The organism is Haloarcula marina, assembly GCF_024218775.1.
Classification (GTDB): domain Archaea; phylum Halobacteriota; class Halobacteria; order Halobacteriales; family Haloarculaceae; genus Haloarcula; species Haloarcula marina.
On sequence record NZ_CP100404.1, the window covers coordinates 546,421 to 568,298 of the forward strand.

Here is a 21,878-nt window from a genome sequence, read left to right on the forward strand (position 1 = left end):
TTTGGAAAAACCGGGGGTTACTCGACTGTCGATGCGACGGCTACCGCGTCGACCGCGCCGCCCGAACGTCTGCCCCGTCTCTAATCATGTCCTCGCAGGAGGGACAGACCCGGGGGGCGTCGGTTTCGGACGGCGTGAACACGCGGACGTAGTCCTTCGTTACGAAGGACCCACAGTTTTGGCACTCTGGCATACCCTCTATCTCCGGTGCTGTCATCCAGCCGAACGAACAGCACACTCTCGCCTATTGTCATAATGTAATAAATAATTACTGGGTGTCACGACGGCTTACCGCGGCGCGGTATCACCGGACGTGGGTCGATTTCCCGGCCGGGCGATGGTACGCCGTCCGGGTCTCGCTCTCCGGGCATCGACAGCGTTTCGGCGACGCGGAGCGCCGTCACGGCGGGCCTCGGTCACCGGTACAGCGAGACGTACAGCATCGCGAAGCCGACGATGAACGGAATCGTCTCGGCCATCTGGAAGAACACGTCGACGAGCGGACTGGTGTCGCCCGCGCTCAACTGCGTGATGACGCTGGTGATGGCGACGCCCATACTGATGAACGCGAACCCGACGAAGGCGTACTGCAGGCGCTCTGAGGGGCGCTTCCGGTAGGCCTGGAAACTGATGAGCGTGATGCCCAGCGTCAGGCCGAACACGACCATCCGCATCAGGACGAGTGCCCCCCGGGCAATCGGAATCACGTCGACCACGGTCACCACCACCTCATCGGTTCACTCCGGATTCAGTTCGTCCCACAACTGGCCGAACCGGTCCGGGAGATTCTCCTCGCGGTAGATGCGGACCTTGTACTCCTGGTCCTCCAAGGAGATGACCGTCGACTCGAAGTTCGACTCGTACACCTTGTAGTGATTCCCGTCCTCGGCGACGAGGGTGTGGTCGGTGACGAGGTCGTACTCGTCCAGCATCTCGATGCGGCGATACACCGTCGGCAGCGAGAGGTCGCACTCCTCGGCGAGTTCCTTCGCGGAGTGCGGGTCCCGGCTGATGGCTGCCAACACCCGTCTCGCGTGTTGGTCCCCGATTGTGTCGAGAATCTCCTCGATACTCTTGTCCTCTGCCACTGTCAATGCGTTCTCGGCAGGTCACATAAGCGTTTTCGAGCGCCGGGGTGACTTCACGCTCAGAACACGCTGACGGGTTTATATGTGGTCACGGCGCTTCCCCTCGCCGTGACGACCCTTCGGGTGAGATGATGTCCGGCAACAACCTCCGTCGCGTACGGACCGACTCGACGACCGACAGCACCATCGACCGACTGACGCCGCTCGCCGCGGGCCCAGACTCGACGGCCAGCGGGGACCACGGCGTCCCCGAGACACTGCTGGCGTCGGCCGCCGAGGACGTCGCCGCCGGGGACCTCGACGTCGACGACGGCCTCGTGACCCAGAGTTTGGACGAGATTCTGCTCGCACTGGTCGCGATGAACGGCGGCACGCACGGGTCACGCCTCATGGCCGACCTCGCGACGCTGTTCGACGCGCAACTGAGTCCCGGCACGGTGTATCCCCGACTCCACGACCTCGACGCCGACGGGATGCTCGCGATGCACGAGTTAGTCCAGACCAAAGAGTACGCCGTCGACGACACGGCGACCGCGGCCGACCGCATCGAACAGGCCGCCTACGACCACTTCCGCGCGGGACTGTTCCTCTACGCGTCGCTCGATTCGGTGTAGTCGTCGGTGGGGTCACGCGACGCGCCGCTGGACGGCGTTCCGTTTCACCCGAAAAAACCGCTACGCGCTGGGTAGCCGCTTATACCGGTGTCCACCCGCACACTGAACACTCGCTCGCCGCTGTCTCGTGAAGGCCGCCGCAGTCCGGACACTGTTTCTTGTTATAGTTCTCCTCCCAACCCGTCGTCTCGACCTCGTGGCCGCGTTGGGAGAGGAATTCGTCGAACATGTCGTCTCCACTCGGTGCGGTCGCCATACATGATATGGTATAGCACACCAGTATTTAGAGCTACCGATACTGAGAAACGTTGCCGCCCCACACGATAGCCGTCGCCGCCGGGAGCGCTCTCGGGGTGTACCGTGCGTTTTCGAGAAATTCGATTCCGACGGCGGTCACGCCTGTCGTCTCGCGACCGCCGAGACGCCTCCGGGACTGTCGTCGGCCGTCGGCCGTCGGCCGTCGGCGGACCGCCTCAGATCGCGTCCACGAGGCCTTCGAACGTGACGCGCGTCGCCTCGAAGTCCTCCAGGAACTCCTTCGACCGCCGTCGAGTTCGACGACGAACGACTCCTGCGTGGGGAACTCGTTGGAGAAGGGGCGGACGATGCTCTGCTTTACGTCGACGATGGTTCCGGTCGTCGCCTCGAACGCCTCCTCGCTCTCGGTGGGCCGTCGCGCGGAGAAGGCCCAGCAGGAGCACGAAGAAGAGCGCGAAGAGCGCGAACGACAGCTGTACTGAAGCGGTCGCGTGTCGCTGGCGCACTGGTCAGTGAGACGAGAGCGCCCTCTGCCGTTCGATGTGGCGCCGACGCCGCCGAATAAACTTTCAACCGGTGGTTCTCCCCTCTTCCGATGCCCTCTTCGGTCCCTCCCGTGTACGGTCGGCGATGTCCGAGACGAACCGCGTCTATCGGCTGGCGAAACGTCCCGAGGGAACACCGACGCACGACGCGTTCGAACTGGCCGAAGAGCGAGTTCCGGACCCCGGACCGGGCGAGGCGCTCGTCCGGACGCTGTATCTCTCCGTCGACCCGTACATGCGCGACCGAATGCGAGCGGGCGAGTCCTACGCGGAACCGTGGGCCGTCGGCGACGCGCTCCGCGGCGGCGTCGTCGGCGAAGTCGTCGCGTCCAACGGCGCAGGGTTCGAGAGTGGCGACGTGGTCACCGGCGAACTCGACTGGGCCGACTACACCACCGCCCCCGGTGCGGAACTGACGCCGGTCGACCCCGACGTTGCCCCGCTCTCGACGCGACTCGGCGTCCTCGGGATGCCCGGGCTGACCGCCTACTTCGGCACGCGCGAGGTCGCCCAGCCGTCCGCTGGCGAGACGTTCGTCGTCACCGGTGCGGCGGGCGCCGTCGGGTCCGTCGCCGGGCAACTCGCCAAACTACAGGGCGCACGCGTCGTCGGGTTCGCCGGGTCCGACGAGAAGGTCACCTTCGTCGAAGACGAACTGGGCTTCGACGCCTGCATCAACTACAAGACGACCGACGACTACCGCGCCGCGCTCGACGAGGCCGCGCCGGACGGCGTCGACGCCTACTTCGACAACGTGGGCGGCGAGATAACCGACGCCGTGTTCACCCGACTGAACGTCGACGCGAGCGTCGCCGTCTGCGGCCAAATCTCGATGTACAACGACGAGGAAATACCCGTCGGCCCGCGGAAACTCGGCCAACTCATCCAGAGGCGGGCCACCGTCGAGGGCTTCCTCGTGAGCGACTTCGAACCCCGCTTCGAGACGGCGGCCAAACGACTCGGCCGCTGGGTGGGGTCGGGCGACCTGACGTACCGAGAGACCGTAACCGAGGGGCTGGCGAACGCACCCGACGCCTTCCTCGGCCTCTTCGAGGGCGAGAACATCGGGAAGCAACTCGTCCACGTCGCCGAACGAGAGCAGTCTTCGTAGCCCGCGGCGCTGGCAACGAGTCGACCGGTTCGTCGGGAACCGGCCGGACGTCCGACGTCTGCCGGACGAGTCCAGAACGCACAAGAACGGCAGACACACTTTCGGATGTGTGCCGAGTTAGGTCGCTTGCCAGGCAAACCTTTCCGGTATTCTATGCATCTTGTCCCTCGGAACTAACCTGCTAAGCGAATGGTCGACGAACCGAACGTCGGTACTCCGGTCACGTCCCGGAGAGCAGTTCTCGGGACGGTTCTCGGGGGGTCGGTGGCGTCACTGACCGGTTGTCTCCGACTTACGGAAGACGAGGCCACGGCAGACCCGACGGTGACGAACACGGAACAGAGTCGTACTGACACGGGAACCACGGCGAACACGACCACCGCAGCCCAGCGTGTCGACCTGACACGGCTCTGGTCGCTCCCCGATTTGAGCGGGCAGCTAGCAACGCCGAACGTCGTTGCGTGGAGATACGACGACTCCGTACTGGTCGGCCAGTACCGGCAGAACGCGCCCGACCGTCTGGTTCGGGTCACCGCTGACGGCGACAAACTATGGGAGACAGGGTGGATTTCGGATACGCCAGTCGTGACCTGAGCGACGGGTCGGCCGTCCGCCTCCCGACGAGGAACTGGAGGCGAGGTTAGCTCGCGTTCGAACCGCGTATCAGGGCGACGTTGCCGGTGACGTCGCTCACGGTCCGTTCGGTCACTGTTCCGAACGGCGTCCGAGCCCCTTCGGACCGACCGGAGAGTCCGACACAGACGGTGTCGTACCGACGGGCCGCCTCGACGACCGCTTGCCCGACGTCGTCGTCGACGACGACCTCGACGTCGTATTCGCCGGGTTCGAGTCCGGCCGCCCCGGCCGCGTCCGCGACGACCGCACGCCCTCGCTCCTCGGCGTCCGAGTCGGGTCCGCCGCCGGGAGACTGGACGTTCAGTAGCGTCGGGACAGTGCCGTCGACGGTCGCGAATTCGACTGCCTGGTGTGCGACGACCGGCGCGTTGGGTCCCGGCGCGACCAGCGCGACTGGCTCACCGATGGTCTCGCTCCTGAGGTCGACCACCGAGACGTCACACCGGGCCTGCTCGACGACCGGGTCGACCGTCTCGCCGAAGACGTACCCGTCCCGGTCCAGTGTCCCGTCCCAGCCGAGGATGACCTCGTCGGCCGCCTCCTCCCTGATAACGTCGAGTATCGCCTCGCCCACGTCGGGGGCGACCACCGCTTTGGTCCGGAGGGTCACGTCCATCTCCGTCGCGATGTCGTGGGCGTTCTTGAGCAGGTCGCGCTGGTGGTCTGCGCGGTCTGCCTCGACGTTCTGGAGCGCCGAGGGGTGCTCGACCGGCGTGACGTTGACTGCCACGAGTTCGGGTGTCCCTCGCTCCTCGTTGGCGTGGGCACTCGCCGCCGCGAGCCGGAGCAGGCCGCGCTGTGTCGCCGGGTTCGCGACCGGGACGACCACGCGGAACGGCTCGGCTGGCGGTCCGCGAATCGCTTCCCGGAGGAGGCCTTCACTCACGACGCGCCCTCGGGTGTAGGTCGCGTACCAGAGGACGCCGAAGCCGACGATGGCCGACCCGATGACGACGACGACGCTCGCCATCTGGGAGACGACGACGAGCGACGACACGACGCCGAGGACTGGGACCGCCGGGTACAGCGGTCGCGGGAGCGCGAACGAGGGGTCGTAGTCGTCGGGGTCGGCCCGTCGGAAGACCACCAGCGAGACGTGGACGAGCGAGTACGCGACGAGGAAACTGAAACTCGCCGCCTCTGCCAGCAGCGCGATGATAGTCTCCACTTCGAGCCCGACGAGGATGAGTATCGCCGTGATACCACCTGTCGCCGCGATAGCGCGATGGGGGGTGTAGAACCGCGGATGGCTCGCGTTGAACCAGTCGGTCACGACGCCGTCTCTCCCCATCGCGTAGATGACCCGTGAGGCCGCGAGTATCGAGGAGTTCGAACTCGATATCGCCGCGATGATTGCGGCGAAGACGATGGCGACCACCCCCGCCGACCCGAGGTAGACGACGGCCACGTCCGAGACCGGAATCGGCGAGTCTCCGAGGGACTCGAACGGGACCACGCCGGTGCTGACGAGCATGACGAGGACGTACAGTATCGTCACCAGCACGACCGAGAGAATCATCGACAGCGGGATGATACGACTGGGGTTCTTTATCTCACCCGCGACGGTGGCGATAATCTCGAAGCCGAGAAACGAGATGAAGACGATACCGGTCGTTGCGACGACGCCCCTCGGACCGAAGGGAGCGAACGGCTCCAGATTCCCGGGGTCGATGTAGAACACGCCGACGGCGACGAACACGAGGATAATCGCCGTCTCGGTTCCGATGGTGACGTTCTGGAAGGCGCTGGACTCCTCGGTCCCGTAGTAGTTGACCCCGAGAAGCAGGACCAACCCGACCAGCCCCAGCCCGACGATGAACGCTCGCCCGTCGAGAAAGGGGATGGGTTCGACGAGGTACTGCCCGAACCCGATCATATAGAACGCGCTCGCGAACATCAGCCCCGTCCACATCCCCCAGCCGACGACGGCCCCGAAGAGCCCGCCTAGCGCGCGGTTGACGTAGTGGTAGCTCCCGCCGGCGATTGGCATCCCGGTCGCCAGCTCCGAGAGCGAGAGCGCCGCCAGCAGGGCGACGAAACCCGCGATAGCGTACGATATCGAACTCGCGGGGCCGGCAGATTCCGCGGCGATGCCGGGGAGAATGAATATCCCGGCACCGATCATCGTTCCCCCGCCCAGCGTCATCGCCTCGACGAAGCCGAGCGTCCGTTCGAGTTCGCCGCCCTCACCGCTCATCAGTCGCGCTCCGTTCGCGTGGGGAGGCGGCTCATTCGACGTCCCTCACGACGAGCGCCGGGACCTCGAGCGCGTCCACGATACCCGAGAGGACGTCCCCCATTATCTGTTCGCGGAGCGACGGTTCGGTCTCGCCGAGGACCACGATGTCGTACTCCGCCCCGAGTTCGACGATATCCGCCTGCGGGTCACCACCCTCTGTGAGCCGCCAGTCGACTCGGTCGCGGTCGACACCGTACTCGACTAGTCGGTCGACTGCACCCATGAGGAGTAGCTCGCCGTGGCTCGAGTCGGCGTCCTCCGCGACCGAGTGAAAGAGGGTGGCCGTCTCGTGGCCCGCCAGCAACAGGTCGGCGACGACTCCGAGGATACGGTCGAGGTTCACGTCCCCGCGGAGCGGGACGAGCACGCGGTTGGCGGCCGTCGCACGGCCCCCCGTCAACACCGCGTTACAGCCGTACTCGTCGGCGATGCGGTCGATGGTCGCCTCCCGGTCGTGCGTGAACACGAGCACCCCGTCGGAAGCGCCGTACTCGGCCGCGAGCGCGTCGAGACGGTCCGCGGCCGTCGAACCGTACTGGTCTCTGAGCAGCGCTGGTTCGGCCTGATCCGGGACCGGAAAGTAGCCGAGGATGACCACTTCGACGGCACCGAGGCCGTCGAGCACGTCGAGGGCCGGCGGCTCAGCCTCCGAGATGTCGACCGGGACGAGGATTGTTAGTTCGCCGACGCCCTTCATATAGGATGACTATCACTCTCGTCTCGCTTCAATCGTTCGGCGGATTTCGACCGGACCTGTGACCCCGGAGCAGACAGCCACCACCGCTCTATCGCCGATTCTGTCCGCTCGTCGGCTATCTCGGTGGCTGAGGCTCAGCCAGTATCTACAACCCGCTGATTAGACTCCGACCCGAATTCGAACACCAATCGCGGCGAACGGCTAACGAGGCGTTGTGTGCGGCGGTTGTTTCGGCCACGAAACGGGCAGACGTTGGATGGGCCCTGCCGGATTTGAACCAGCGCTCAATCGGTTATGAGCCGATCGCTTTAACCAGACTAAGCTAAGGGCCCTCGTCGTCAGATTCTCGGGTGCGTCCCTTTAGCCTGTCGGGTCGGTGTCGGCTGGTTCACCGGATGTCGACGCACGTATTGGAACCTACAGACGGGCCTCTTTCAGGAATCGTGAGCGGCGGAGAAGTGACGCCACCGCCAGGGCTCGAACCTGGGACAACCTGGGTAACAACCAGGTGCTCTACCAACTGAGCTACGGCGGCTTGTTCGCATCCAACCGTTGACGGAGTTTGTAATTAGGGCTTTCGTTTCGCGCCGCATTCGACACGCTTTCACGCACTCTGTGAGTAACCCGGCCATGAGCGACGAGTTCGACGCCGTCGTCGAGCGGGTGCGCGACCGGGTTTCGCCCGATGCCGACGAGCGAGCGCGGTTACAGCGGGCCGCCCGGACGGTGCGAGAGCGCGCTGAGGCGGCCGTTTCGGACCTTCCGGTCGACGCCGAGGTGATTCAGGTCGGGTCGACGGCCCGTGAGACGTGGACCGCCGGGGACCGCGACGTGGACGTGTTCGTCGCCTTTCCGCCGGAGTTGGACCGCGAGACGCTGGAAGCGTACGGCTTGCAGGTCGGCCACGCCGTCCTGCCGGAGGGTCGCGAGGAGTACGCCGAACACCCCTACGTCGTCGGCGAATGCGACGGGTACGACGTGGACCTCGTGCCGTGTTACGCCGTCGACGACGCGACGGCTATCCAGTCGGCCGTCGACCGGACGCCGTTTCACACGCGGTATCTCGAATCGCGGTTGGACGACCGACTCGCCGGTGCGGTCCGGGTCACGAAGCAGTTCCTGAAGGGTATCGGCGTCTACGGCAGCGACCTCCGGACGCGGGGGTTCTCGGGCTACCTCACCGAACTGCTGGTGCTCGAATACGGCGGATTTCGGGACCTCGTCACGGCGGCGGCCGACTGGCATCCGCCGGTCACGTTCGACCCCGAGGACCACGGGACGAGGTCCTTCGACGACCCCCTCGTGGTCGTCGACCCCACCGACCCCGAGCGCAACGTCGCGGCGGTCTGTTCGGCCCGGAACGTCGCGCGGTTTCAGCACTACGCTCGCGAGTTGCTGACGACTCCCCGCGAGGAGTTGTTCGAGGCGACGATTCCGGACCCCTACGACGCCGACGCGGTGCGGGCGGCCGTCGAGGGTCGAGACACGACGCCGGTCGCACTCCGATTCGCAGCGCCCGACATCGTCGAGGACCAACTGTGGCCCCAACTCCGGAAGTCACTCGGGGGTCTCACTGACGAACTCGACCGGCGGGGATTCGACGTGTTTCGCTCGGCGGCCTTCGCCACGGACGGCGGAAGCGGGACCGGCGACGGGAGTCAGAACGCAAACGACGCTGGCACGGCCGTCCTCTTGGTCGAACTGGCCGTCGCCGAACGGCCCGCTATCGAACGCCACGAGGGGCCGCCGGTCCACGTCCGCGAGCACGCCACGGGGTTCTACGAGGCGTACGCCGACGACCCGGACGTGAGCGGCCCCTACGTCGACGGCGACCGGTACGTCGTCGAACGGCCGCGTGAGTTCCGCACCGCGGTCGAGTTCTTACAGAGCGACGCGCTGTACGACGTGCGACTCGGCCCGCACGTCGAATCGGCACTGGAGACGGGCCACGAGATACTGGTCGGCGTGGAAATCGCCGCGCTCGCCGAGGTGGTCGGCGTCGAACTGGCCGATTACTTCGACCCGAAGCCCTGAGCGGCCACGTCGTCGAGTACGTCCCGGGCGTCCTCGCTCACGTCGTCGTCGGGTTCCATCGGTTGGTAGCCGTCGAACACTTCGTGGACCGTGGTAATCGAGTCAGAGAGCGTATCGAGGCCGTAACCGCCTTCGAGGACGAACCCGAGGCCGGCGTCGCAGTCGTCCGCGAGCGTCCGCATCCGCTCGGTCATGACGCCGTAGCCCTCGGTACTCACGCGCATCCGCGAGATGGGGTCGTGTTCGTGGGCGTCGAAGCCAGCACTGATGAGCAGCAGGTCGGGGTCGTAGTCGGCGATGGCGGGGGCGATGGCCTCGTCGATGGCCGCGAGGTAGTCCGCCGTGTCCGCGCCGGGTCGGTACTTCACGTTGAGGTTCGTGCCCTCGCCGTCGCCCGCCCCCGTCTCGTCGATAGCGCCCGTTCCGGGAAACAGGCCGTCCTCGTGAATCGAGGCGTAGAACACGTCGCCGCGGTCGTAGAAGATGTCCTGCGTGCCGTTGCCGTGGTGGACGTCCCAGTCGAAGATGGCGACGCTGTCGGCGTCCGCGTCGAGGGCCGCCTGTGCGGCGACGGCGGCGTTGTTGATGAAACAGAAGCCCATCGCGTCGTCTTCGACGGCGTGGTGGCCCGGCGGCCGACCGAGCGCGAAGGGCGTATCGCGGGCCGAGACATCGGTGTCGGCGGCCTCGGCGGCCCAGACGGCCAACCCTGCGGCGGCCAGCGCGGCGTCCCACGTCGCCTCGACGGCGACCGTATCGGCGTCCCAGTTGCCGCCGCCGTCGGCGCAGAACTCCCGGACCTCCTCGATGTAGTCCGGGTCGTGGACGCGCCGGACCACGTCTACGTCGGCGTCGTTGGCGGCGACGTACTCGACGCCGTGGCGCTCTTTCAGCGCCCGCCGGACCGCCCGGAGACGGTCGGGACTCTCGGGGTGGCGCGCGCCCGTGTCGTGGTCCAGACAGACCTCGCGGTAGCCGAAGTTCATTCAGTAGTACTGGGCGAGTTCGAAGTACGTCTCGACATCTGCCGCCTTCACTGTGCGTCGGTCGGCGTGGCGGGCCAGCGTCGCGGCGGCGGCGGCCACGTCGTCGGCGAACCGCTCCAAGATGGACGCGAGCGCGACGCGGGCGTCCATCGCGACCCGGTAGTCGTCGTCGATGTCGAGGCGGGCGATGCGGTCGACGGGGGCCACTGGGAGTTCCAGCGTGTCCTTATCGACGACGTTCTCGACGCCGAAGTCCGACGGCATCAGCGTCTTCCGGCCGTCGGCGGTCGCCTCCTCGGCCGCGGTCACCGCCAACGCCGCCCCCCGTTCCTGAATCCGGCGCGCCAACTCCTCTGCCGCGCCAGCGCTCACCCGCAACCCGCCCGCATTCCGTCGAATAACCGCATCGACCGGCGCGAACGGTAGCTCGACGCTCATACCCAAAAGCGCGAGTGTTGCGGCCTTAAGAGTTTCCGTAACGTCGCTCCGTCGGTCAGAACACGTCGTCGGCGTCGAGTCGGTCGTCGTCCATCGCGCCGCGAACGGTAATCTCTTGGCCTAACTGGACGCGCTCGCTGGTTTCGACGCTCATCGTCTGCTCGCCGTCGTCCAAGACGACGGGGTCGCCGGTCTGGACGACCGTCCCGGTGAACTCCACCTGCTCGGCGGCCTGTGCGCTCCCGCCGCTCGACTCGGCAGTCGCGCTCGCCCCGCTGTCGTTGCCCGCGCTTCCCGCGCCCCCACTGTTGTCGCCGCTCTCGCCGTCGGCGAACGAGGAGAGTCCGGCGTTCGCGTCGTCGGTGTCGGCGCTCGGCGCGGTGCCGACGTTCGCTCCGTCGTCTAAGACGACGACGGTCGACGCCCAGTTGGCGGACGCTTCCTTGTCGTCTTGCCAGCCGTCCTGAATCTCCACGTCGGCGGCCAGCACCTCGTCGCCGGGCGCGATTTCCTTGTCGGCCTTATCGCCCCACAGCGCCACGCGGATGTCGCCGGTGGCGTCCTGAATGCGGACGTTGCGGACCTGCCCCTCGCTGCCGTCGTCGCGGTCGAAGGTCCGCTTCGGGTCCGCCGAGCGGACGACGCCCGCGATGTCCACCGTGTCGCCGATTTCGACGCCCTCGATGGGGTCGGCGTCGGGTTCGAAGTCGACGGCCTCGTCTATCTCGTCGACGGCCCCGTCGTCGCCGACGTGCAGTTCCAGCGACCCGTCTCGCTCGCGTACGTACCCGTCGACGACTTCGACGGCGGTCCCCGGCGACAACTCCTCGGCGCGGCCCGCTTGGTCGTCCCATAGCGTCACGCGGACGCGCCCCGTCTCGTCGCCCAGCGTGAGGTTCGAGACGCGGCCCTCGCTGCCGTCGTCGCGGTCGAACGTGCGGACGGTGTCCGTATCGAGCAACAGGCCGCGGAGCGTCACGTCCGACTGCCCCATCGTCAGCGATTCGATGGACGACCCGTCACCGGGTTCCACATCGATAGTGGCGTCCTCGTCTGGTTCGGCCTTGTCCACTGAGACTTCCAGTCCGTTGTAGCCGTCCTTGGGTCGGCCCTTCACCCGGAGCACGTCGCCGACTTCGAGGCTCCCCTCGTCGATGTCGACGGCCTGCCCGTCCCAGAACGCCAGTCGGACGCTGGCCGTCTCGTCGGCCGCCTCGACGTTGATGACTCGGCCGTCCTCGTCCTCGCCGTCCCGTTCGAACGTCTTCAGGTCGCCGATAGCCATCACCTTCGCGATGAACTTCACCTCGTCCATGCCCGGTTCCACGTCGGCGACGGTCTCGACCTCGCCCTCGTTCAGTTCGTGGGCGAGCAACATCGCGGCCGTCTCCTCGTCCGCGAGGCCGCCCATCTGTTCGACCTTCTCCTCGACGGCCTCGCGAAACTCCTCCTCGGAAACGTCCGTCTCCAAGTCCGCGTAGATGTCCTCTATCGCACCCATTATCTATGGGACGCAGGGATGGACCGCGCTTAAGCGTTGTCGTTGGCCGAGCGGGCCGCTGCCGTCTGTCGATTCCGTTCTCGGTTTCGCCATGCGCCGTGGTCTGCTCGGCTTCCCTGATAAACCTCGCCGCCGACTACCGGTCGACAGCCGCCACTTCTCGCGGGCCGTCGCCGTGGTCGTGCGTGACGACGACGCGACCCGGCAGGCCGTTCTCGAACGCGACGGTCGCCTCGTAGTCGATTTCGACGATAGCCTGCGTGCACATCTCGGCGTCCGTCTCGCGCGTCGTCGCGACGGCGACGGTCAGTTCGTCCGCCGCGTCGTCGTACTCCGCGCTCGTCAACGCCGCCGTCGTACAGCCATCCACACCCCAAATCGTTCCGTCGACGACCACACGCTCGTCGCCGAAGCGCACCGTCGCGTCGTCCACCTGCGTCCCGGACTGCCTATTCGACACGGTGAACGTCGTGTCGGTCACACGCGGCGGTCGGGTCGGCGTTCGTTCGGTCCCCGCGCCACCGTCCGAGGGACCGTTGGACGCGCATCCGGCGAGCGCGGCGGCGCCGACCACGCCGAGTCGCCGGAGCAGGACTCTGCGCTGCATACCGTGAGGTCGGCACGGTGACGGAAGGTGCTTGTGGTGGTTCACACTCGGCTTTGACCGTGGTGTGCGCACCCGTCGCGTGGCGGTGGCCGAACCGTCACCCTTTTCAAACCGACCACCCTCCCTCAAGATGAGTCCGGGTAGGGTAGTGGACTATCCTCTTGGCTTGCGGAGCCAGGGACCGGAGTTCAAATCTCCGTCCGGACGTTTTCAATTCCGCTACGAGACGAGCGATAGCGAGGAGTCTGCGGAATGTAGACACTCCCGAGGAGATTTGCACACGCGAGTCGCAACCCTGGAACGGTGCGAAGCGCCGCACGCCCGGAACGTCTCGCCTCGGTTCAAATCTCCGTCCGGACGCTCCGCTGTCAAGGGCCATCCGCCGACCCGCCGCTTTTCCCGACCCGTCGCGTATCCGGGGACATGGACGCCCACCTCCGGGCCGGTATCGCCGTCTACAACGCCGGGCGGTACCACGCCGCCCACGACGCGTGGGAAGACCGGTGGCTCGCTCTCGACGCGGGCGACGACGAGCGCTTTCTCCACGGCCTCATCCAGTTCACCGCCGTCGTCCACCACGCACAGTCGGAGAACTGGTCGGGAGCGCAGGGCCTCGCCGAGAGCGCTGGCGGGTACCTCGGGGACTTGCCGCCGGACTACCGCGACGTGAACCTCGACGCCGTGCGGCCGTTCCTCGAACGCGTGGCCGCCGACCCCGAAGCGGTCGACTGGGCGCACCCGCCGAAACTGACCCACCACGGCGACACCCTCGACTACGAGTCGCTGGACTTCGACGCGACGGCCGTCGCCGCAGGGGTGCTTGCGGAGGCCGACGGCTACAACGAGGACATCGTCGCCGACGCCGTCGCGTACGCACGTGACGAACTGGCCGAGCGAGGCGACGGGCGGTTCGTCGGCCTCCTGTTCGCGTTCGTCCGTGAGCGTGAGCGCCGCCCGGTGGTGTACCATCGGCTACGCGACCACGTGCGACGAGAGCGGCAGAAGGACGACGACGTGAAGGGACTGTTCGGATAGCGTTACGCGTCCGGTTCGACGACCCGTTCCCCGTCCTCGAAGTGCGCGGAGTTGTCCTGCGGGTCGTACCCCAGCACCGCTTTGGCGCGCTCCAGCGAGTAGTACTTCCGGTCGTTGTCGGAGATGCCGTAGACGATTTCGAACTCGTAGTCCGCCTCCAGCGCGCACTCGTGGATGCGGGCGCAGTCGGGGTAGGAGAGCCACATCGCCTGTCCGCGCTCGTAGTCGATGGGCGGATGTCCGCGGGTGAGGTTCCCGATGCGGATGTTGCACACCTTGATGCCGTACTCGTCGTGGTAGTACCGGCCCAGAATCTCGCCGGTGGCTTTCGAGACGCCGTAGAGGTTACCGGGGCGAGGGAACTCCGTCCCGTCGAGCAGGAACTCGTGGTCCTCGCGGTACATCTCGGGGGTGCGACGGTCTGTCTCGAACGCGCCGACGGCGTGGTTCGACGAGGCGAAGACGAACTTCTCGACGCCCTCGTCGATGGCGGCCTCGTACATCTTCTGCGTGCCGTCAATGTTGTTGGTCAGCACCGAGTCCCACGGGGCGGTCTTTCGCGGGTCGCCCGCGAGGTGGACGACGGCGCCGACGCCCTCCATCGCCGCGGCCACGTCCGCCTCGTTCGCCACGTCGCCGACCAGATACTCGTGGGCTGGCTCCTCGGCTGGCGGGCTGTGGTACATGAGCTTCCACTCGTAGGCGTCCCCGATACCCTCGAGGATGGCCTCCCCGACTGCGCCGCCAGCGCCTGTGAGTAGAACCGGGTCGTCCATTCGTACGGGATAGCTAGCGAGCGCCCAATAGGTAGCTTGCGATTCCGTTATATGCTGCCCAGCCGACGAATCGGCATGGACCCGACAGTCGCCCAGAACGCCTGTTTCGAGGCGGGTATCAAGTTCGGCTCGCTGTATCACCAGTTCGCGGGGACGCCGGTCAGCCCCGACAGCGCCGACTCGCTGGCGACGGCGATGGAAGAAGCCATCGAGAACCAACCGTACTGCGAGTCGGTCACCGTCGGCATCCGCGAGGACGCCCTCGAAGCTGCCATCGCCGAGGCGGGCGCGGAGTACACGGAACTCACCGGCCGGTTCCTCGACGTGTCGATGACCATCGACCACGAGGGCTGTGTCGTCGAGACGAGCATGGCGATGGAAGACGGCTACCCGCTGATGCGGGTTGATTCCGTCGTCGAGTAACCGTGACGGACGGTGTTAGGCACACCACTCTCTCCGAAAATTTTACCCTCTGTCCGTCTGCAGATGTCGTGATGACCCTCCACGCGATAGACGACATCGACGACGCAATCGACGCCACGAAGGCGTTCCTGTTCCCGTTCGACCTCCGAACGTGGCTTCGACTGGCGTTCGTCGTCTTCTTCATCGGCGGCGGTGGCGGCGGCCTGAACGTCCTCCGCAGCGCGAACAGCTTCAGCAACGCCGACGGCGGGAGCGTCCCGACCGGTCCCGGTACCGGAACGGGCGGGGAGTTCGCCCTGACGGGGCCGCTGGAACACCTCCTCGGGTCCCTCCCCACGCCGCTCTCGCAAGTGTCGGGCGGGTCGGGTGGTCCCGGCCTCCCGCCGGGCGTCACCGAGGGACTACTCGCCGGTGCGGGACTGGCGCTCATCGCCGCCCTCGTCGTCATCCTCCTCCTCGCGCTCCTCTTCGGCATCGTGAGCAACTTCATGGAATTTGTCCTCATCCAGTCCCTCGTCGACCGGGAGGTCCACGTCCGGCAGTACTTCACCGACAACCTCGGTAACGGTCTCCGACTGCTCGGGTTCCGACTCGCACTCAGCATCGTCACGGCCCTGCTCGGACTTGCCGCCTTCCTCGGTTTCTTCGTGGTCGTCAGCGGCGGTCAGTTGGCGAATCTCGGCCCCGAGGCGCTCATCGCCTCGTCGGGACTCCTCATCGTCGGTGCCCTGCTGTTCGCTCTCGTCCTCGGAACTATCACCGGGTTCACTACCGTCTTCGTCGTCCCGCTGATGATTCAGGGCGACCACGGTGTCCTCGAAGGCTGGCGGCGACTCCTCGGCTCCATCTCGGACCAGCCGAAACAGTACCTGGCGTACCTCTTCTTCTCGGTGATTCTCGGCATCGGCGTCGGCATCGTCGGCGCAGTCCTCGGCGGCGTCGCCGCCGTCGTCCTCCTGATTCCGTTCGGCATCCTCGCGGCCGCCGTCTGGTTCGGCCTCGGACAGAGCCTCGTCGCGGGCGTCCTGGCGAGCGTCTTCCTCGCCCTGTTCGCGCTGGCGCTGCTCGTCGTCGCGAACCTCATCAAAGTGCCGCTACTGACGTTTCTGCGCTACTACGCGATGCTCGTGCTGGGCGACATCGACCCCGACATGGACCCTATTCCGACGGTCCGCGACGATATCCGGACCTGAGGGGATTCGTTTTCGGTTTCGCTGCCGACTGCCCGCTCACGTCCGGCGGTTTCACTTTCACTTTCAGGCTGGCTTTTAAACTCCCGCCGCGTGAAGTGCTACTATGAGTCAGACGAGTCTGGACGACGACGAACTGTTCGGCGAGGCGGCCACCGAGATGCGAAGCGACGTCGAGGCGTCGCTTGCCGAGGCGCGCGAGGCGCTTCCCGATGCCGACGCGGTGTGGGACGTGGCGGCCGACAACACGCTCGGCGTCCTGAACGCCCTCAAGACGGCCCTCGACGTGGGCGACGCCGAGGACCACCTCCGCGACGCGAAGAAGTGGTACACGATGGGCGAACGCGCCGACGCCTTCGAGGACGCCGACGACCTCGCCGAGGAAATCGAGGAAATCGCCGCCCTCATCGAGGACGTCGACGACGCCCGGGAACAGGTCGGGGACCTCACCTCCACGATTCCGCAACTCCGGAGCACGCTCGAATCGTTCGAGGACGAGGCGGCCGCCGACGCCGACGCCGACACGGACGCCGACGCCGAAGAGGCCGAAGCCTGAGTTATCGCTCCCGCGTCGCCACGCGGTCGAGTAGTTCGGTGAGCGCCGCGCTCGCCTCGTCCAGCAGTCGCGCTCCTCGGTCGGCCCCGCCCTCGCGCGGGTCGCCGACCGTCCCGTTTTCGCTGAACTCGTCGGTGTCGTAGGCCAGATTGACGCCGCTGACCCACTCGCCCCACCCGTCGGCGGCGTCGGCGGCCGCCTCGTCCAGACGGTCCTCCCTGACGAGTTCGGGATGGCTGTGCCGGAGCAGACTCGTCTCGACGGGGCCGCCGTGGCCCATGTCGTCGGCGTCGACGGCGTCGAACCACGTGAACGCGACGGCGTAGGCGTCGTCGTGTCGCGAAATCCGCGCACACACTTCTCGGAGGGCGTCGACGTTGCCGCCGTGGCCGTTGACGAGGACGGCCCGGTCCCAGCCGTGGTGTGCCAGACTGGCGACCGTCTCGCGGACGTACCGCCGGAAGGTGTCCTCGCTGACCCACAGGGTCCCTGCGAAGTGGCGGTGTTCCTCGGCGACGCCGACGGGAATCGGGGGTGCGACGACCACCTCGGCGTCGTGGCTTTCGGCGGCGGCGTCCGCGACGGCCGCCGCGGTCAGCGCGTCGGTCCCGAGTGGCGCGTGCGGCCCGTGTTGCTCGGTGCTGCCGACGGGGAGGAGCGCGAGGTCCGTCTCGACGGCCTCGGCGTCCGTCCACGTCGCGTCGCGCAGGTGCATACCACGCGATGTGCGCGCGGGGACTACAAGCGTAGTGGTCGTGGCTCGGGTGAAAAAACGGACACAGCTCAGACGATAGAGTCCGGGCGCGTCGCGAAGTAGTTGAACACGGCCCCGAGGCCGACGCCGTAGACGACGTGGGCCACGAACGTCAGGACGGCGTACAGCACCAGCGTCAGTCCGGACTGGCCGGTGTAGAACGCGAGGACGAATCCGGTCCACATCGCGCCGCCGAAGAACGCGCCGGAGACGGCGTCAGACCGGCCGGGGAGGTACTCCTTCAGCGCGGCGAACAGGAGCGGCCACGGGAACATCCCGCCGCCGAGGAAGATGAAGTAGCCGAACAACACCTCGGGGACGTACCCTGTCAGGCCGACGAGGTCGGTGAGGATGGCGAAGTCGGCGAAACTGAACGCGCCGAGCGACTGCGCGATGAGGAAGACGACGCTCATCATCGCCGTGCCGACGAGACCGCCCGCCGCCCCGACGACGCCGTCAGCGAGGATACCCGCCAAACTGTCGAACTCTTCGTTGTCGGCGACGGTTTCGCCGTTCACCGGGTCGTCGACCCCCGCGGAAGTGTCTGCCATGTGGTGTTGTACCATACCAATGAATAAAAAAGTTCGCGCACGCGCCCAGTCCTCGCCGAGAAGTGTAAGGAAACTGTCCACAATGCCTAATAGAGCGTACAAAAAATCATGAGGGAAGTGATGGGGCACTTGGTACCACACACCGTAGTCGGCATCCCGCTCCACGGCGGGAGCGTCAGGGCTCCGGCGGACGTGTTCGAGAGCATCTTCGAGGTGTTCCTGATTCTGGGCACGGCCGTCGGCATCCTCGTCGTGACGTACACGATGTATCACGCGCTGAAGTACCGCGATAGGGGCGGCGACGACCCCTACGCGGACAAGGTCGAACGCCCGGTGATGGGCGAGATGCCCGCGAGCGGGTCCGGGGGGCGGAAAGTGTTCTACTCGTTCGGCATCAGCGCCCTCATCGTCGTCTCGCTCATCGTCTGGACGTACAGTTCGCTGGCCTACGTCGAGGACGGGCCGACCATCGAAGGCGAGGAGGACATCCACATCACCGTCGAGGGCTACCGGTTCGGATGGGCCTTTATCTACCCGAACGGCCACGAGGCGTCGACCCTGCGGGTCCCGCAGAACTGGGTGGTCAGGTTAGAGGTGACCTCGCGGGACGTGTTCCACAACTTCGGCATCCCCGAGTTGCGCGTCAAGACCGACGCGATGCCGGGCCAGACCACCGAGGCGTGGTTCACCGCGCCCGAGACGGGCACGTACGAGGCGGTCTGTTACGAACTGTGCGGGAGCGGCCACTCGGTGATGGTCTCGCCAGTGGAGGTCATGCCCCAGGACGAGTACCGCGAGTGGTACGCGGGGACGAACGGCACGAACAGCACTAACGGGACCGCCGCCAGCGTCGACGCCGCGAGTGTCGGGGGTGTCCCGGCATGAGCGAGGGTCACAGTCACGGCCTCCCGCCGAAGTCCTCGATTAGCCGCTGGTTCCTCACGACCAACCACAAGGACATCGGCGTCCTCTATCTCATCACCGCGCTGTTCTTCCTCGTGTTCGGCGGCTTGCTGGCCCTGCTGTTCCGACTGGAACTCATCAGCCCCGGCGCGGAGTTGCTCGGCTCTATCGGCTACAATCAGGCCGTCTCGACGCACGGCCTGTTGATGGTGTTCTGGTTCATCTCGCCCTTTGCCTTCGGCTTCGCCAACTATGTCGTCCCGCTCCAAATCGGGGCCGACGACCTCGCGTTCCCGCGGCTGAACGCGCTGTCGTACTGGCTGTACCTCTTCTCGGGTATCTTGATGGGCGTCTCCTTTTTCCAGGGGACGACGTTCGCGGGCGGGTGGACGATGTACGCCCCGCTGAACACCCCGGCGTACATCCCCGGCGAGGGCCTCGGTGCCACCTCCGTCGTCCTCGCGCTCATCATGTTCACCGCCGCCGTCACGCTGGGGTCGGTGAACTTCCTGACGACGATGTACCGGATGCGCGCCGAGAACCTCCGGATGCGGGACATCCCCATCTTCTCGCTGTCCATCAACCTCACCGTCTGGATGATGCTGTTCGCCTTCGCGGCGCTGTTGGCCGCGCTGATGATTCTGGCCTCGGACCACATCATCGGGACCACCTACTTCCAGTACGCCAACGACGGGACGACGCTGGGAACGGACGCCGACAATCCCGGCGCGTCCCTGCTGTGGGCGCACCTGTTCTGGTTCTTCGGCCATCCCGAGGTGTACATCGTCTTCTTCCCGGCGCTGGGCGCGATGGCCGAAATCTTCCAGACGTTCACCGGCCGCCGACTGGTCGGCCGCAAGTGGTTCATCATCTCGATGGTGCTGGTGGCGCTCCAGAGCTTCGTCGTCTGGATGCACCACATGTTCCTCACGGGCATCAACCTCCCAATCAAGACGGTGTTCATGGCGACGACCATCGGCATCTCCCTGCCCTTCGACCTGATGGTCTTCTCGCTCATCTACACGATGGCGAAAGGGCGGGTCCGGTTCAAGACGCCGTTCCTCTTCGCGCTGGGTGCGCTCATCCTGTTCATCGTCGGCGGCATCACGGGCGTCTTCCTCGGCGCTATCGTGCTGGACTACCAGTTCCGCGGGACCTACTGGGTCGTCGCGCACTTCCACTACGTGATGGTCGCGGGCGCGACGGGCCTGTTCGGCGGCCTCTACTACTGGTATCCGAAGATAACCGGGAAGATGTACGACGAGTTCCTCGGGAAGGTCCACTTCGCCGTCTATTTCGTCGGCTTCAACCTGCTGTACTTCCCGATGTTCGTCGCGTGGGAGACGCCCCGACGGGTGTTCGAGTACTCCCAAGACCTGCAGATTTGGCACTCGATGGCCACCGTCGGCGGGTTCATCCTCGGCGCGAGTTTCCTCATCATGTTCTACAACCTCTTCGTCTCGCTGTGGCGCGGCGAGGACGTGGGCGACAACCCGTGGGAGTACGCCACCAGCGCCGAGTGGGCCGTCTCCTCGCCGCCGCCGCTGGAGAACTTCCCCGGCGTTCCCACCTACGCCAGCGGGTCGCTGGAGTTCATGGACGATGCCGAAGTCGCCCGTCGGACCAGCGGGTCCAAGGGGAGCGGCGTGGCCGCCGATGGCGGGGCCGCCACCGACGGCGGCACCGCGTCCGTGACGGCCGCCGCCACCGCGACGCCGACGACGCCCGCCCACGAGACGGCCGGTGAGGAACACGCCAGCCACGCGAGTTTCTGGCCGTTCCTCGTCAGCCTCGGCGGATTCGTCGCGTTCCTCGGCCTCTCGGGCGTGCGCACGGGGAGCGTGGTGTACGTCTCGATGGCCGTCGTCGGCGGCGTGTTCACGCTCGGGTCGCTGTTCGGCATGACCCGCGAACCGTTCCACGCCCCGGAGATGGCTATCGCCGAGCGCTGGCCGTTCGCGAAGGTCGAGAAGATGAAACTCGGGATGTGGACGTTCCTGGCGAGCGACATCGTCCTCTTCGGCGCGTTCATCGGGTCGTACGCCTTCGTCCGGGTCGCCTACGGCTGGACCGACTGGCACCACGACCTCATCCCGGCCGAACACGTCACGATGCCGGGTCTCATCAACACCTACCTCCTGCTCACGTCGAGTTTCCTCGTCGTGCTGGCGATGGTCGCCGCCAAGCGAGAGAGTCGGAAGGGGACTGTGGGTGCCCTCGTCGGCACGTTCGCGCTCGGCGTCGGGTTCCTGATAAACAAGGGGTTAGAGTGGGAGCATCTGTTCCACATCAGCACCGAGGCGTTCCCCAACGGCTGGAACCTCTCGACGAACATCGCGTCGTCGACGTTCTACCTCACCACCGGCCTGCACGGCGCACACGTCACCATCGGCCTCATCATCTGCGCGTACATGACGGTCAGGGCGTGGAACGGGGCCTACCAAGGGGACGACAAGCCAATCGAGTACTTCGGGCTGTACTGGCACTTCGTGGACATCGTCTGGCTGTTCCTGTTCCCGCTGTTCTACATCCTCTGAGGTACAATCATGGACTGGAAAGGATACACCATCATATACGTCGTGTTGTTCGTCTTCGCAACCGCACAGGCCGTCGTCGAGTTCGCTGGCCTCGTCGACAGCGCCTACTGGGCGGCCTTCGGCATCATCATGGTGCTGTCGGTCATCAAAGCCGTCGGCGTCGCCGCCTACTACCAGCACCTCCGGTGGGAACCGCGCGCGGTGACCTACCTCGTCGTCGGTGGCACCGTCGCGGCGCTCGCGCTGACCGCGGCCGCCGCCTACTCGATAACCTGAGGGCGCTCGCCGATTGCGGGGCGAATTCGCCCCGCACCGCCGCCGTTTTCTCACGTCAACCCCACCCGGGACGCGAGCGACGACGACGCGGCCGCTCGGGGGCACTTGGTCAGCACGAAACGG

General features: G+C 66.3%; 25 protein-coding genes and 3 tRNA genes. 13 read left to right on the top strand and 15 right to left on the bottom strand.

Features of this window, described 5'->3' with window-relative positions; genetic code table 11:
- Window positions 1-40 precede the first annotated feature (40 nt).
- From NJQ44_RS02845 to NJQ44_RS02855, 3 genes are all read right to left on the bottom strand, one after another.
- Window positions 41-193, bottom strand: coding sequence for a DUF7563 family protein (locus NJQ44_RS02845; RefSeq protein ID WP_254273176.1), 153 nt, complete (start codon window positions 191-193; stop codon window positions 41-43).
- Between the two features lie 223 nt (window positions 194-416).
- On the bottom strand, window positions 417-674 hold the full coding sequence (locus NJQ44_RS02850; protein ID WP_254274368.1) for a DUF7521 family protein: 258 nt from the start codon (window positions 672-674) through the stop codon (window positions 417-419).
- A 63-nt stretch (window positions 675-737) separates the two neighbouring features.
- Complete coding sequence (locus NJQ44_RS02855; protein ID WP_254273177.1) at window positions 738-1,088, bottom strand: ArsR/SmtB family transcription factor; 351 nt, start codon at window positions 1,086-1,088, stop codon at window positions 738-740.
- Between the two features lie 128 nt (window positions 1,089-1,216).
- Here NJQ44_RS02855 and NJQ44_RS02860 point away from each other — a divergent pair, with 128 nt between their 5' ends.
- Window positions 1,217-1,702, top strand: a complete 486-nt coding sequence (locus NJQ44_RS02860; RefSeq protein WP_254273178.1) for a helix-turn-helix transcriptional regulator — start codon at window positions 1,217-1,219, stop codon at window positions 1,700-1,702.
- A gap of 79 nt (window positions 1,703-1,781) precedes the next feature.
- Here the strand turns inward: NJQ44_RS02860 and NJQ44_RS02865 are convergent, their stop codons facing one another.
- A complete protein-coding gene (locus tag NJQ44_RS02865) occupies window positions 1,782-1,958 on the bottom strand; it encodes an HVO_0416 family zinc finger protein (protein WP_254273179.1) in 177 nt (58 codons plus the stop codon).
- A 52-nt stretch (window positions 1,959-2,010) separates the two neighbouring features.
- Between NJQ44_RS02865 and NJQ44_RS02870 the strand changes: the two genes are divergently transcribed.
- From NJQ44_RS02870 to NJQ44_RS02880, 3 genes are all read left to right on the top strand, one after another.
- The gene (locus NJQ44_RS02870; RefSeq protein ID WP_254273180.1) at window positions 2,011-2,442 is read left to right on the top strand and encodes a DUF8005 family protein; all 432 of its coding nucleotides are present in this window, start codon (window positions 2,011-2,013) and stop codon (window positions 2,440-2,442) included.
- Between the two features lie 148 nt (window positions 2,443-2,590).
- Window positions 2,591-3,616 carry an NADP-dependent oxidoreductase gene (locus NJQ44_RS02875; protein WP_254273181.1) on the top strand — a complete coding sequence of 342 codons (1,026 nt, stop codon included), beginning with the start codon at window positions 2,591-2,593 and terminating at the stop codon, window positions 3,614-3,616.
- A 189-nt stretch (window positions 3,617-3,805) separates the two neighbouring features.
- Window positions 3,806-4,210 (top strand): hypothetical protein, encoded by a 405-nt coding sequence (locus NJQ44_RS02880; protein WP_254273182.1) that lies wholly within the window; start codon window positions 3,806-3,808, stop codon window positions 4,208-4,210.
- Window positions 4,211-4,256: 46 nt separating this feature from the next.
- Here NJQ44_RS02880 and NJQ44_RS02885 read toward each other — a convergent pair whose 3' ends face one another.
- From NJQ44_RS02885 to NJQ44_RS02900, 4 genes are all read right to left on the bottom strand, one after another.
- Window positions 4,257-6,449, bottom strand: a complete 2,193-nt coding sequence (locus NJQ44_RS02885) for an amino acid permease (protein ID WP_254273183.1) — start codon at window positions 6,447-6,449, stop codon at window positions 4,257-4,259.
- A 31-nt stretch (window positions 6,450-6,480) separates the two neighbouring features.
- The gene (locus NJQ44_RS02890) at window positions 6,481-7,188 is read right to left on the bottom strand and encodes a hypothetical protein (RefSeq protein WP_254273184.1); all 708 of its coding nucleotides are present in this window, start codon (window positions 7,186-7,188) and stop codon (window positions 6,481-6,483) included.
- Between the two features lie 257 nt (window positions 7,189-7,445).
- Window positions 7,446-7,520: transfer RNA gene (locus NJQ44_RS02895), tRNA-Ile, on the bottom strand.
- Window positions 7,521-7,650: 130 nt separating this feature from the next.
- Window positions 7,651-7,723, bottom strand: a tRNA-Asn gene (locus NJQ44_RS02900).
- Between the two features lie 95 nt (window positions 7,724-7,818).
- Here NJQ44_RS02900 and cca point away from each other — a divergent pair.
- The gene (gene cca / locus NJQ44_RS02905) at window positions 7,819-9,222 is read left to right on the top strand and encodes a CCA tRNA nucleotidyltransferase (RefSeq protein ID WP_254273185.1); all 1,404 of its coding nucleotides are present in this window, start codon (window positions 7,819-7,821) and stop codon (window positions 9,220-9,222) included.
- On the opposite strand, the gene NJQ44_RS02910 is transcribed toward cca, so the two are convergent.
- The 4 genes from NJQ44_RS02910 to NJQ44_RS02925 all read right to left on the bottom strand — a co-directional run bounded on the left by NJQ44_RS02910 (window position 9,201) and on the right by NJQ44_RS02925 (window position 12,754).
- Window positions 9,201-10,208 carry a histone deacetylase family protein gene (locus NJQ44_RS02910; RefSeq protein WP_254273186.1) on the bottom strand — a complete coding sequence of 336 codons (1,008 nt, stop codon included), beginning with the start codon at window positions 10,206-10,208 and terminating at the stop codon, window positions 9,201-9,203. The two genes, cca and NJQ44_RS02910, sit on opposite strands and share 22 nt — an antisense overlap.
- Window positions 10,209-10,646, bottom strand: a complete 438-nt coding sequence (locus tag NJQ44_RS02915) for a histone (protein ID WP_254273187.1) — start codon at window positions 10,644-10,646, stop codon at window positions 10,209-10,211.
- Between the two features lie 55 nt (window positions 10,647-10,701).
- Window positions 10,702-12,147, bottom strand: coding sequence for a single-stranded DNA binding protein (locus NJQ44_RS02920; protein WP_254273188.1), 1,446 nt, complete (start codon window positions 12,145-12,147; stop codon window positions 10,702-10,704).
- Between the two features lie 136 nt (window positions 12,148-12,283).
- Window positions 12,284-12,754 (bottom strand): hypothetical protein, encoded by a 471-nt coding sequence (locus NJQ44_RS02925; protein ID WP_254273189.1) that lies wholly within the window; start codon window positions 12,752-12,754, stop codon window positions 12,284-12,286.
- A 134-nt stretch (window positions 12,755-12,888) separates the two neighbouring features.
- On the opposite strand from NJQ44_RS02925, the gene NJQ44_RS02930 reads away from it, so the two are divergent.
- Both NJQ44_RS02930 and NJQ44_RS02935 read left to right on the top strand, forming a co-directional pair.
- Window positions 12,889-12,961 (top strand) — tRNA-Arg (locus tag NJQ44_RS02930).
- A gap of 216 nt (window positions 12,962-13,177) precedes the next feature.
- Entirely contained in the window at window positions 13,178-13,789 is a 612-nt protein-coding gene (locus NJQ44_RS02935; protein WP_254273190.1) for a DUF309 domain-containing protein, read from the top strand.
- A gap of 2 nt (window positions 13,790-13,791) precedes the next feature.
- On the opposite strand, the gene azf is transcribed toward NJQ44_RS02935, so the two are convergent.
- Window positions 13,792-14,565, bottom strand: coding sequence for an NAD-dependent glucose-6-phosphate dehydrogenase Azf (gene azf / locus NJQ44_RS02940; protein WP_254273191.1), 774 nt, complete (start codon window positions 14,563-14,565; stop codon window positions 13,792-13,794).
- Between the two features lie 75 nt (window positions 14,566-14,640).
- On the opposite strand from azf, the gene NJQ44_RS02945 reads away from it, so the two are divergent.
- From NJQ44_RS02945 to NJQ44_RS02955, 3 genes are all read left to right on the top strand, one after another.
- The gene (locus NJQ44_RS02945) at window positions 14,641-14,988 is read left to right on the top strand and encodes a dihydroneopterin aldolase family protein (RefSeq protein WP_254273192.1); all 348 of its coding nucleotides are present in this window, start codon (window positions 14,641-14,643) and stop codon (window positions 14,986-14,988) included.
- A gap of 71 nt (window positions 14,989-15,059) precedes the next feature.
- Window positions 15,060-16,181 carry a DUF7544 domain-containing protein gene (locus NJQ44_RS02950; protein WP_254273193.1) on the top strand — a complete coding sequence of 374 codons (1,122 nt, stop codon included), beginning with the start codon at window positions 15,060-15,062 and terminating at the stop codon, window positions 16,179-16,181.
- 103 nt (window positions 16,182-16,284) lie between these two features.
- Window positions 16,285-16,734, top strand: a complete 450-nt coding sequence (locus tag NJQ44_RS02955) for a DUF5790 family protein (RefSeq protein WP_254273194.1) — start codon at window positions 16,285-16,287, stop codon at window positions 16,732-16,734.
- A 1-nt stretch (window position 16,735) separates the two neighbouring features.
- Here the strand turns inward: NJQ44_RS02955 and NJQ44_RS02960 are convergent, their stop codons facing one another.
- Both NJQ44_RS02960 and NJQ44_RS02965 read right to left on the bottom strand, forming a co-directional pair.
- Window positions 16,736-17,449, bottom strand: coding sequence for a creatininase family protein (locus tag NJQ44_RS02960; RefSeq protein ID WP_254273195.1), 714 nt, complete (start codon window positions 17,447-17,449; stop codon window positions 16,736-16,738).
- 68 nt (window positions 17,450-17,517) lie between these two features.
- Window positions 17,518-18,039 (bottom strand): DUF6789 family protein, encoded by a 522-nt coding sequence (locus NJQ44_RS02965; protein ID WP_254273196.1) that lies wholly within the window; start codon window positions 18,037-18,039, stop codon window positions 17,518-17,520.
- A gap of 120 nt (window positions 18,040-18,159) precedes the next feature.
- Between NJQ44_RS02965 and coxB the strand changes: the two genes are divergently transcribed.
- Genes coxB through NJQ44_RS02980 form a run of 3 tightly spaced genes read left to right on the top strand, consistent with a single transcriptional unit; the run spans window position 18,160 to window position 21,755 of the window.
- Window positions 18,160-18,924, top strand: a complete 765-nt coding sequence (gene coxB / locus NJQ44_RS02970; RefSeq protein WP_254273197.1) for a cytochrome c oxidase subunit II — start codon at window positions 18,160-18,162, stop codon at window positions 18,922-18,924.
- The gene (locus NJQ44_RS02975) at window positions 18,921-21,479 is read left to right on the top strand and encodes a cbb3-type cytochrome c oxidase subunit I (RefSeq protein ID WP_254273198.1); all 2,559 of its coding nucleotides are present in this window, start codon (window positions 18,921-18,923) and stop codon (window positions 21,477-21,479) included. Before coxB ends, NJQ44_RS02975 begins: the two co-directional genes overlap by 4 nt.
- Before the next feature lie 9 nt (window positions 21,480-21,488).
- Complete coding sequence (locus NJQ44_RS02980; RefSeq protein WP_254273199.1) at window positions 21,489-21,755, top strand: cytochrome C oxidase subunit IV family protein; 267 nt, start codon at window positions 21,489-21,491, stop codon at window positions 21,753-21,755.
- Window positions 21,756-21,878: the final 123 nt, after the last annotated feature.

Bases quoted from the DNA above. Each gene is read 5' to 3' on its own strand.
- NJQ44_RS02980 (WP_254273199.1), top strand. From the start codon at position 21,489: ATGGACTGGAAAGGATACACCATCATATACGTCGTGTTGTTCGTCTTC.
- NJQ44_RS02955 (WP_254273194.1), top strand. From the start codon at position 16,285: ATGAGTCAGACGAGTCTGGACGACGACGAACTGTTCGGCGAGGCGGCC.
- NJQ44_RS02875 (WP_254273181.1), top strand. From the start codon at position 2,591: ATGTCCGAGACGAACCGCGTCTATCGGCTGGCGAAACGTCCCGAGGGA.
- NJQ44_RS02850 (WP_254274368.1), bottom strand. From the start codon at position 674: ATGCGGATGGTCGTGTTCGGCCTGACGCTGGGCATCACGCTCATCAGT.
- NJQ44_RS02845 (WP_254273176.1), bottom strand. From the start codon at position 193: ATGCCAGAGTGCCAAAACTGTGGGTCCTTCGTAACGAAGGACTACGTC.
- NJQ44_RS02865 (WP_254273179.1), bottom strand. From the start codon at position 1,958: ATGGCGACCGCACCGAGTGGAGACGACATGTTCGACGAATTCCTCTCC.
- cca (WP_254273185.1), top strand. From the start codon at position 7,819: ATGAGCGACGAGTTCGACGCCGTCGTCGAGCGGGTGCGCGACCGGGTT.
- coxB (WP_254273197.1), top strand. From the start codon at position 18,160: ATGGGGCACTTGGTACCACACACCGTAGTCGGCATCCCGCTCCACGGC.
- NJQ44_RS02890 (WP_254273184.1), bottom strand. From the start codon at position 7,188: ATGAAGGGCGTCGGCGAACTAACAATCCTCGTCCCGGTCGACATCTCG.
- NJQ44_RS02975 (WP_254273198.1), top strand. From the start codon at position 18,921: ATGAGCGAGGGTCACAGTCACGGCCTCCCGCCGAAGTCCTCGATTAGC.
- NJQ44_RS02880 (WP_254273182.1), top strand. From the start codon at position 3,806: ATGGTCGACGAACCGAACGTCGGTACTCCGGTCACGTCCCGGAGAGCA.
- NJQ44_RS02910 (WP_254273186.1), bottom strand. From the start codon at position 10,208: ATGAACTTCGGCTACCGCGAGGTCTGTCTGGACCACGACACGGGCGCG.
- NJQ44_RS02960 (WP_254273195.1), bottom strand. From the start codon at position 17,449: ATGCACCTGCGCGACGCGACGTGGACGGACGCCGAGGCCGTCGAGACG.
- NJQ44_RS02915 (WP_254273187.1), bottom strand. From the start codon at position 10,646: ATGAGCGTCGAGCTACCGTTCGCGCCGGTCGATGCGGTTATTCGACGG.
- azf (WP_254273191.1), bottom strand. From the start codon at position 14,565: ATGGACGACCCGGTTCTACTCACAGGCGCTGGCGGCGCAGTCGGGGAG.
- NJQ44_RS02925 (WP_254273189.1), bottom strand. From the start codon at position 12,754: ATGCAGCGCAGAGTCCTGCTCCGGCGACTCGGCGTGGTCGGCGCCGCC.
- NJQ44_RS02860 (WP_254273178.1), top strand. From the start codon at position 1,217: ATGATGTCCGGCAACAACCTCCGTCGCGTACGGACCGACTCGACGACC.
- NJQ44_RS02920 (WP_254273188.1), bottom strand. From the start codon at position 12,147: ATGGGTGCGATAGAGGACATCTACGCGGACTTGGAGACGGACGTTTCC.
- NJQ44_RS02945 (WP_254273192.1), top strand. From the start codon at position 14,641: ATGGACCCGACAGTCGCCCAGAACGCCTGTTTCGAGGCGGGTATCAAG.
- NJQ44_RS02950 (WP_254273193.1), top strand. From the start codon at position 15,060: ATGACCCTCCACGCGATAGACGACATCGACGACGCAATCGACGCCACG.
- NJQ44_RS02965 (WP_254273196.1), bottom strand. From the start codon at position 18,039: ATGGCAGACACTTCCGCGGGGGTCGACGACCCGGTGAACGGCGAAACC.
- NJQ44_RS02885 (WP_254273183.1), bottom strand. From the start codon at position 6,449: ATGAGCGGTGAGGGCGGCGAACTCGAACGGACGCTCGGCTTCGTCGAG.
- NJQ44_RS02935 (WP_254273190.1), top strand. From the start codon at position 13,178: ATGGACGCCCACCTCCGGGCCGGTATCGCCGTCTACAACGCCGGGCGG.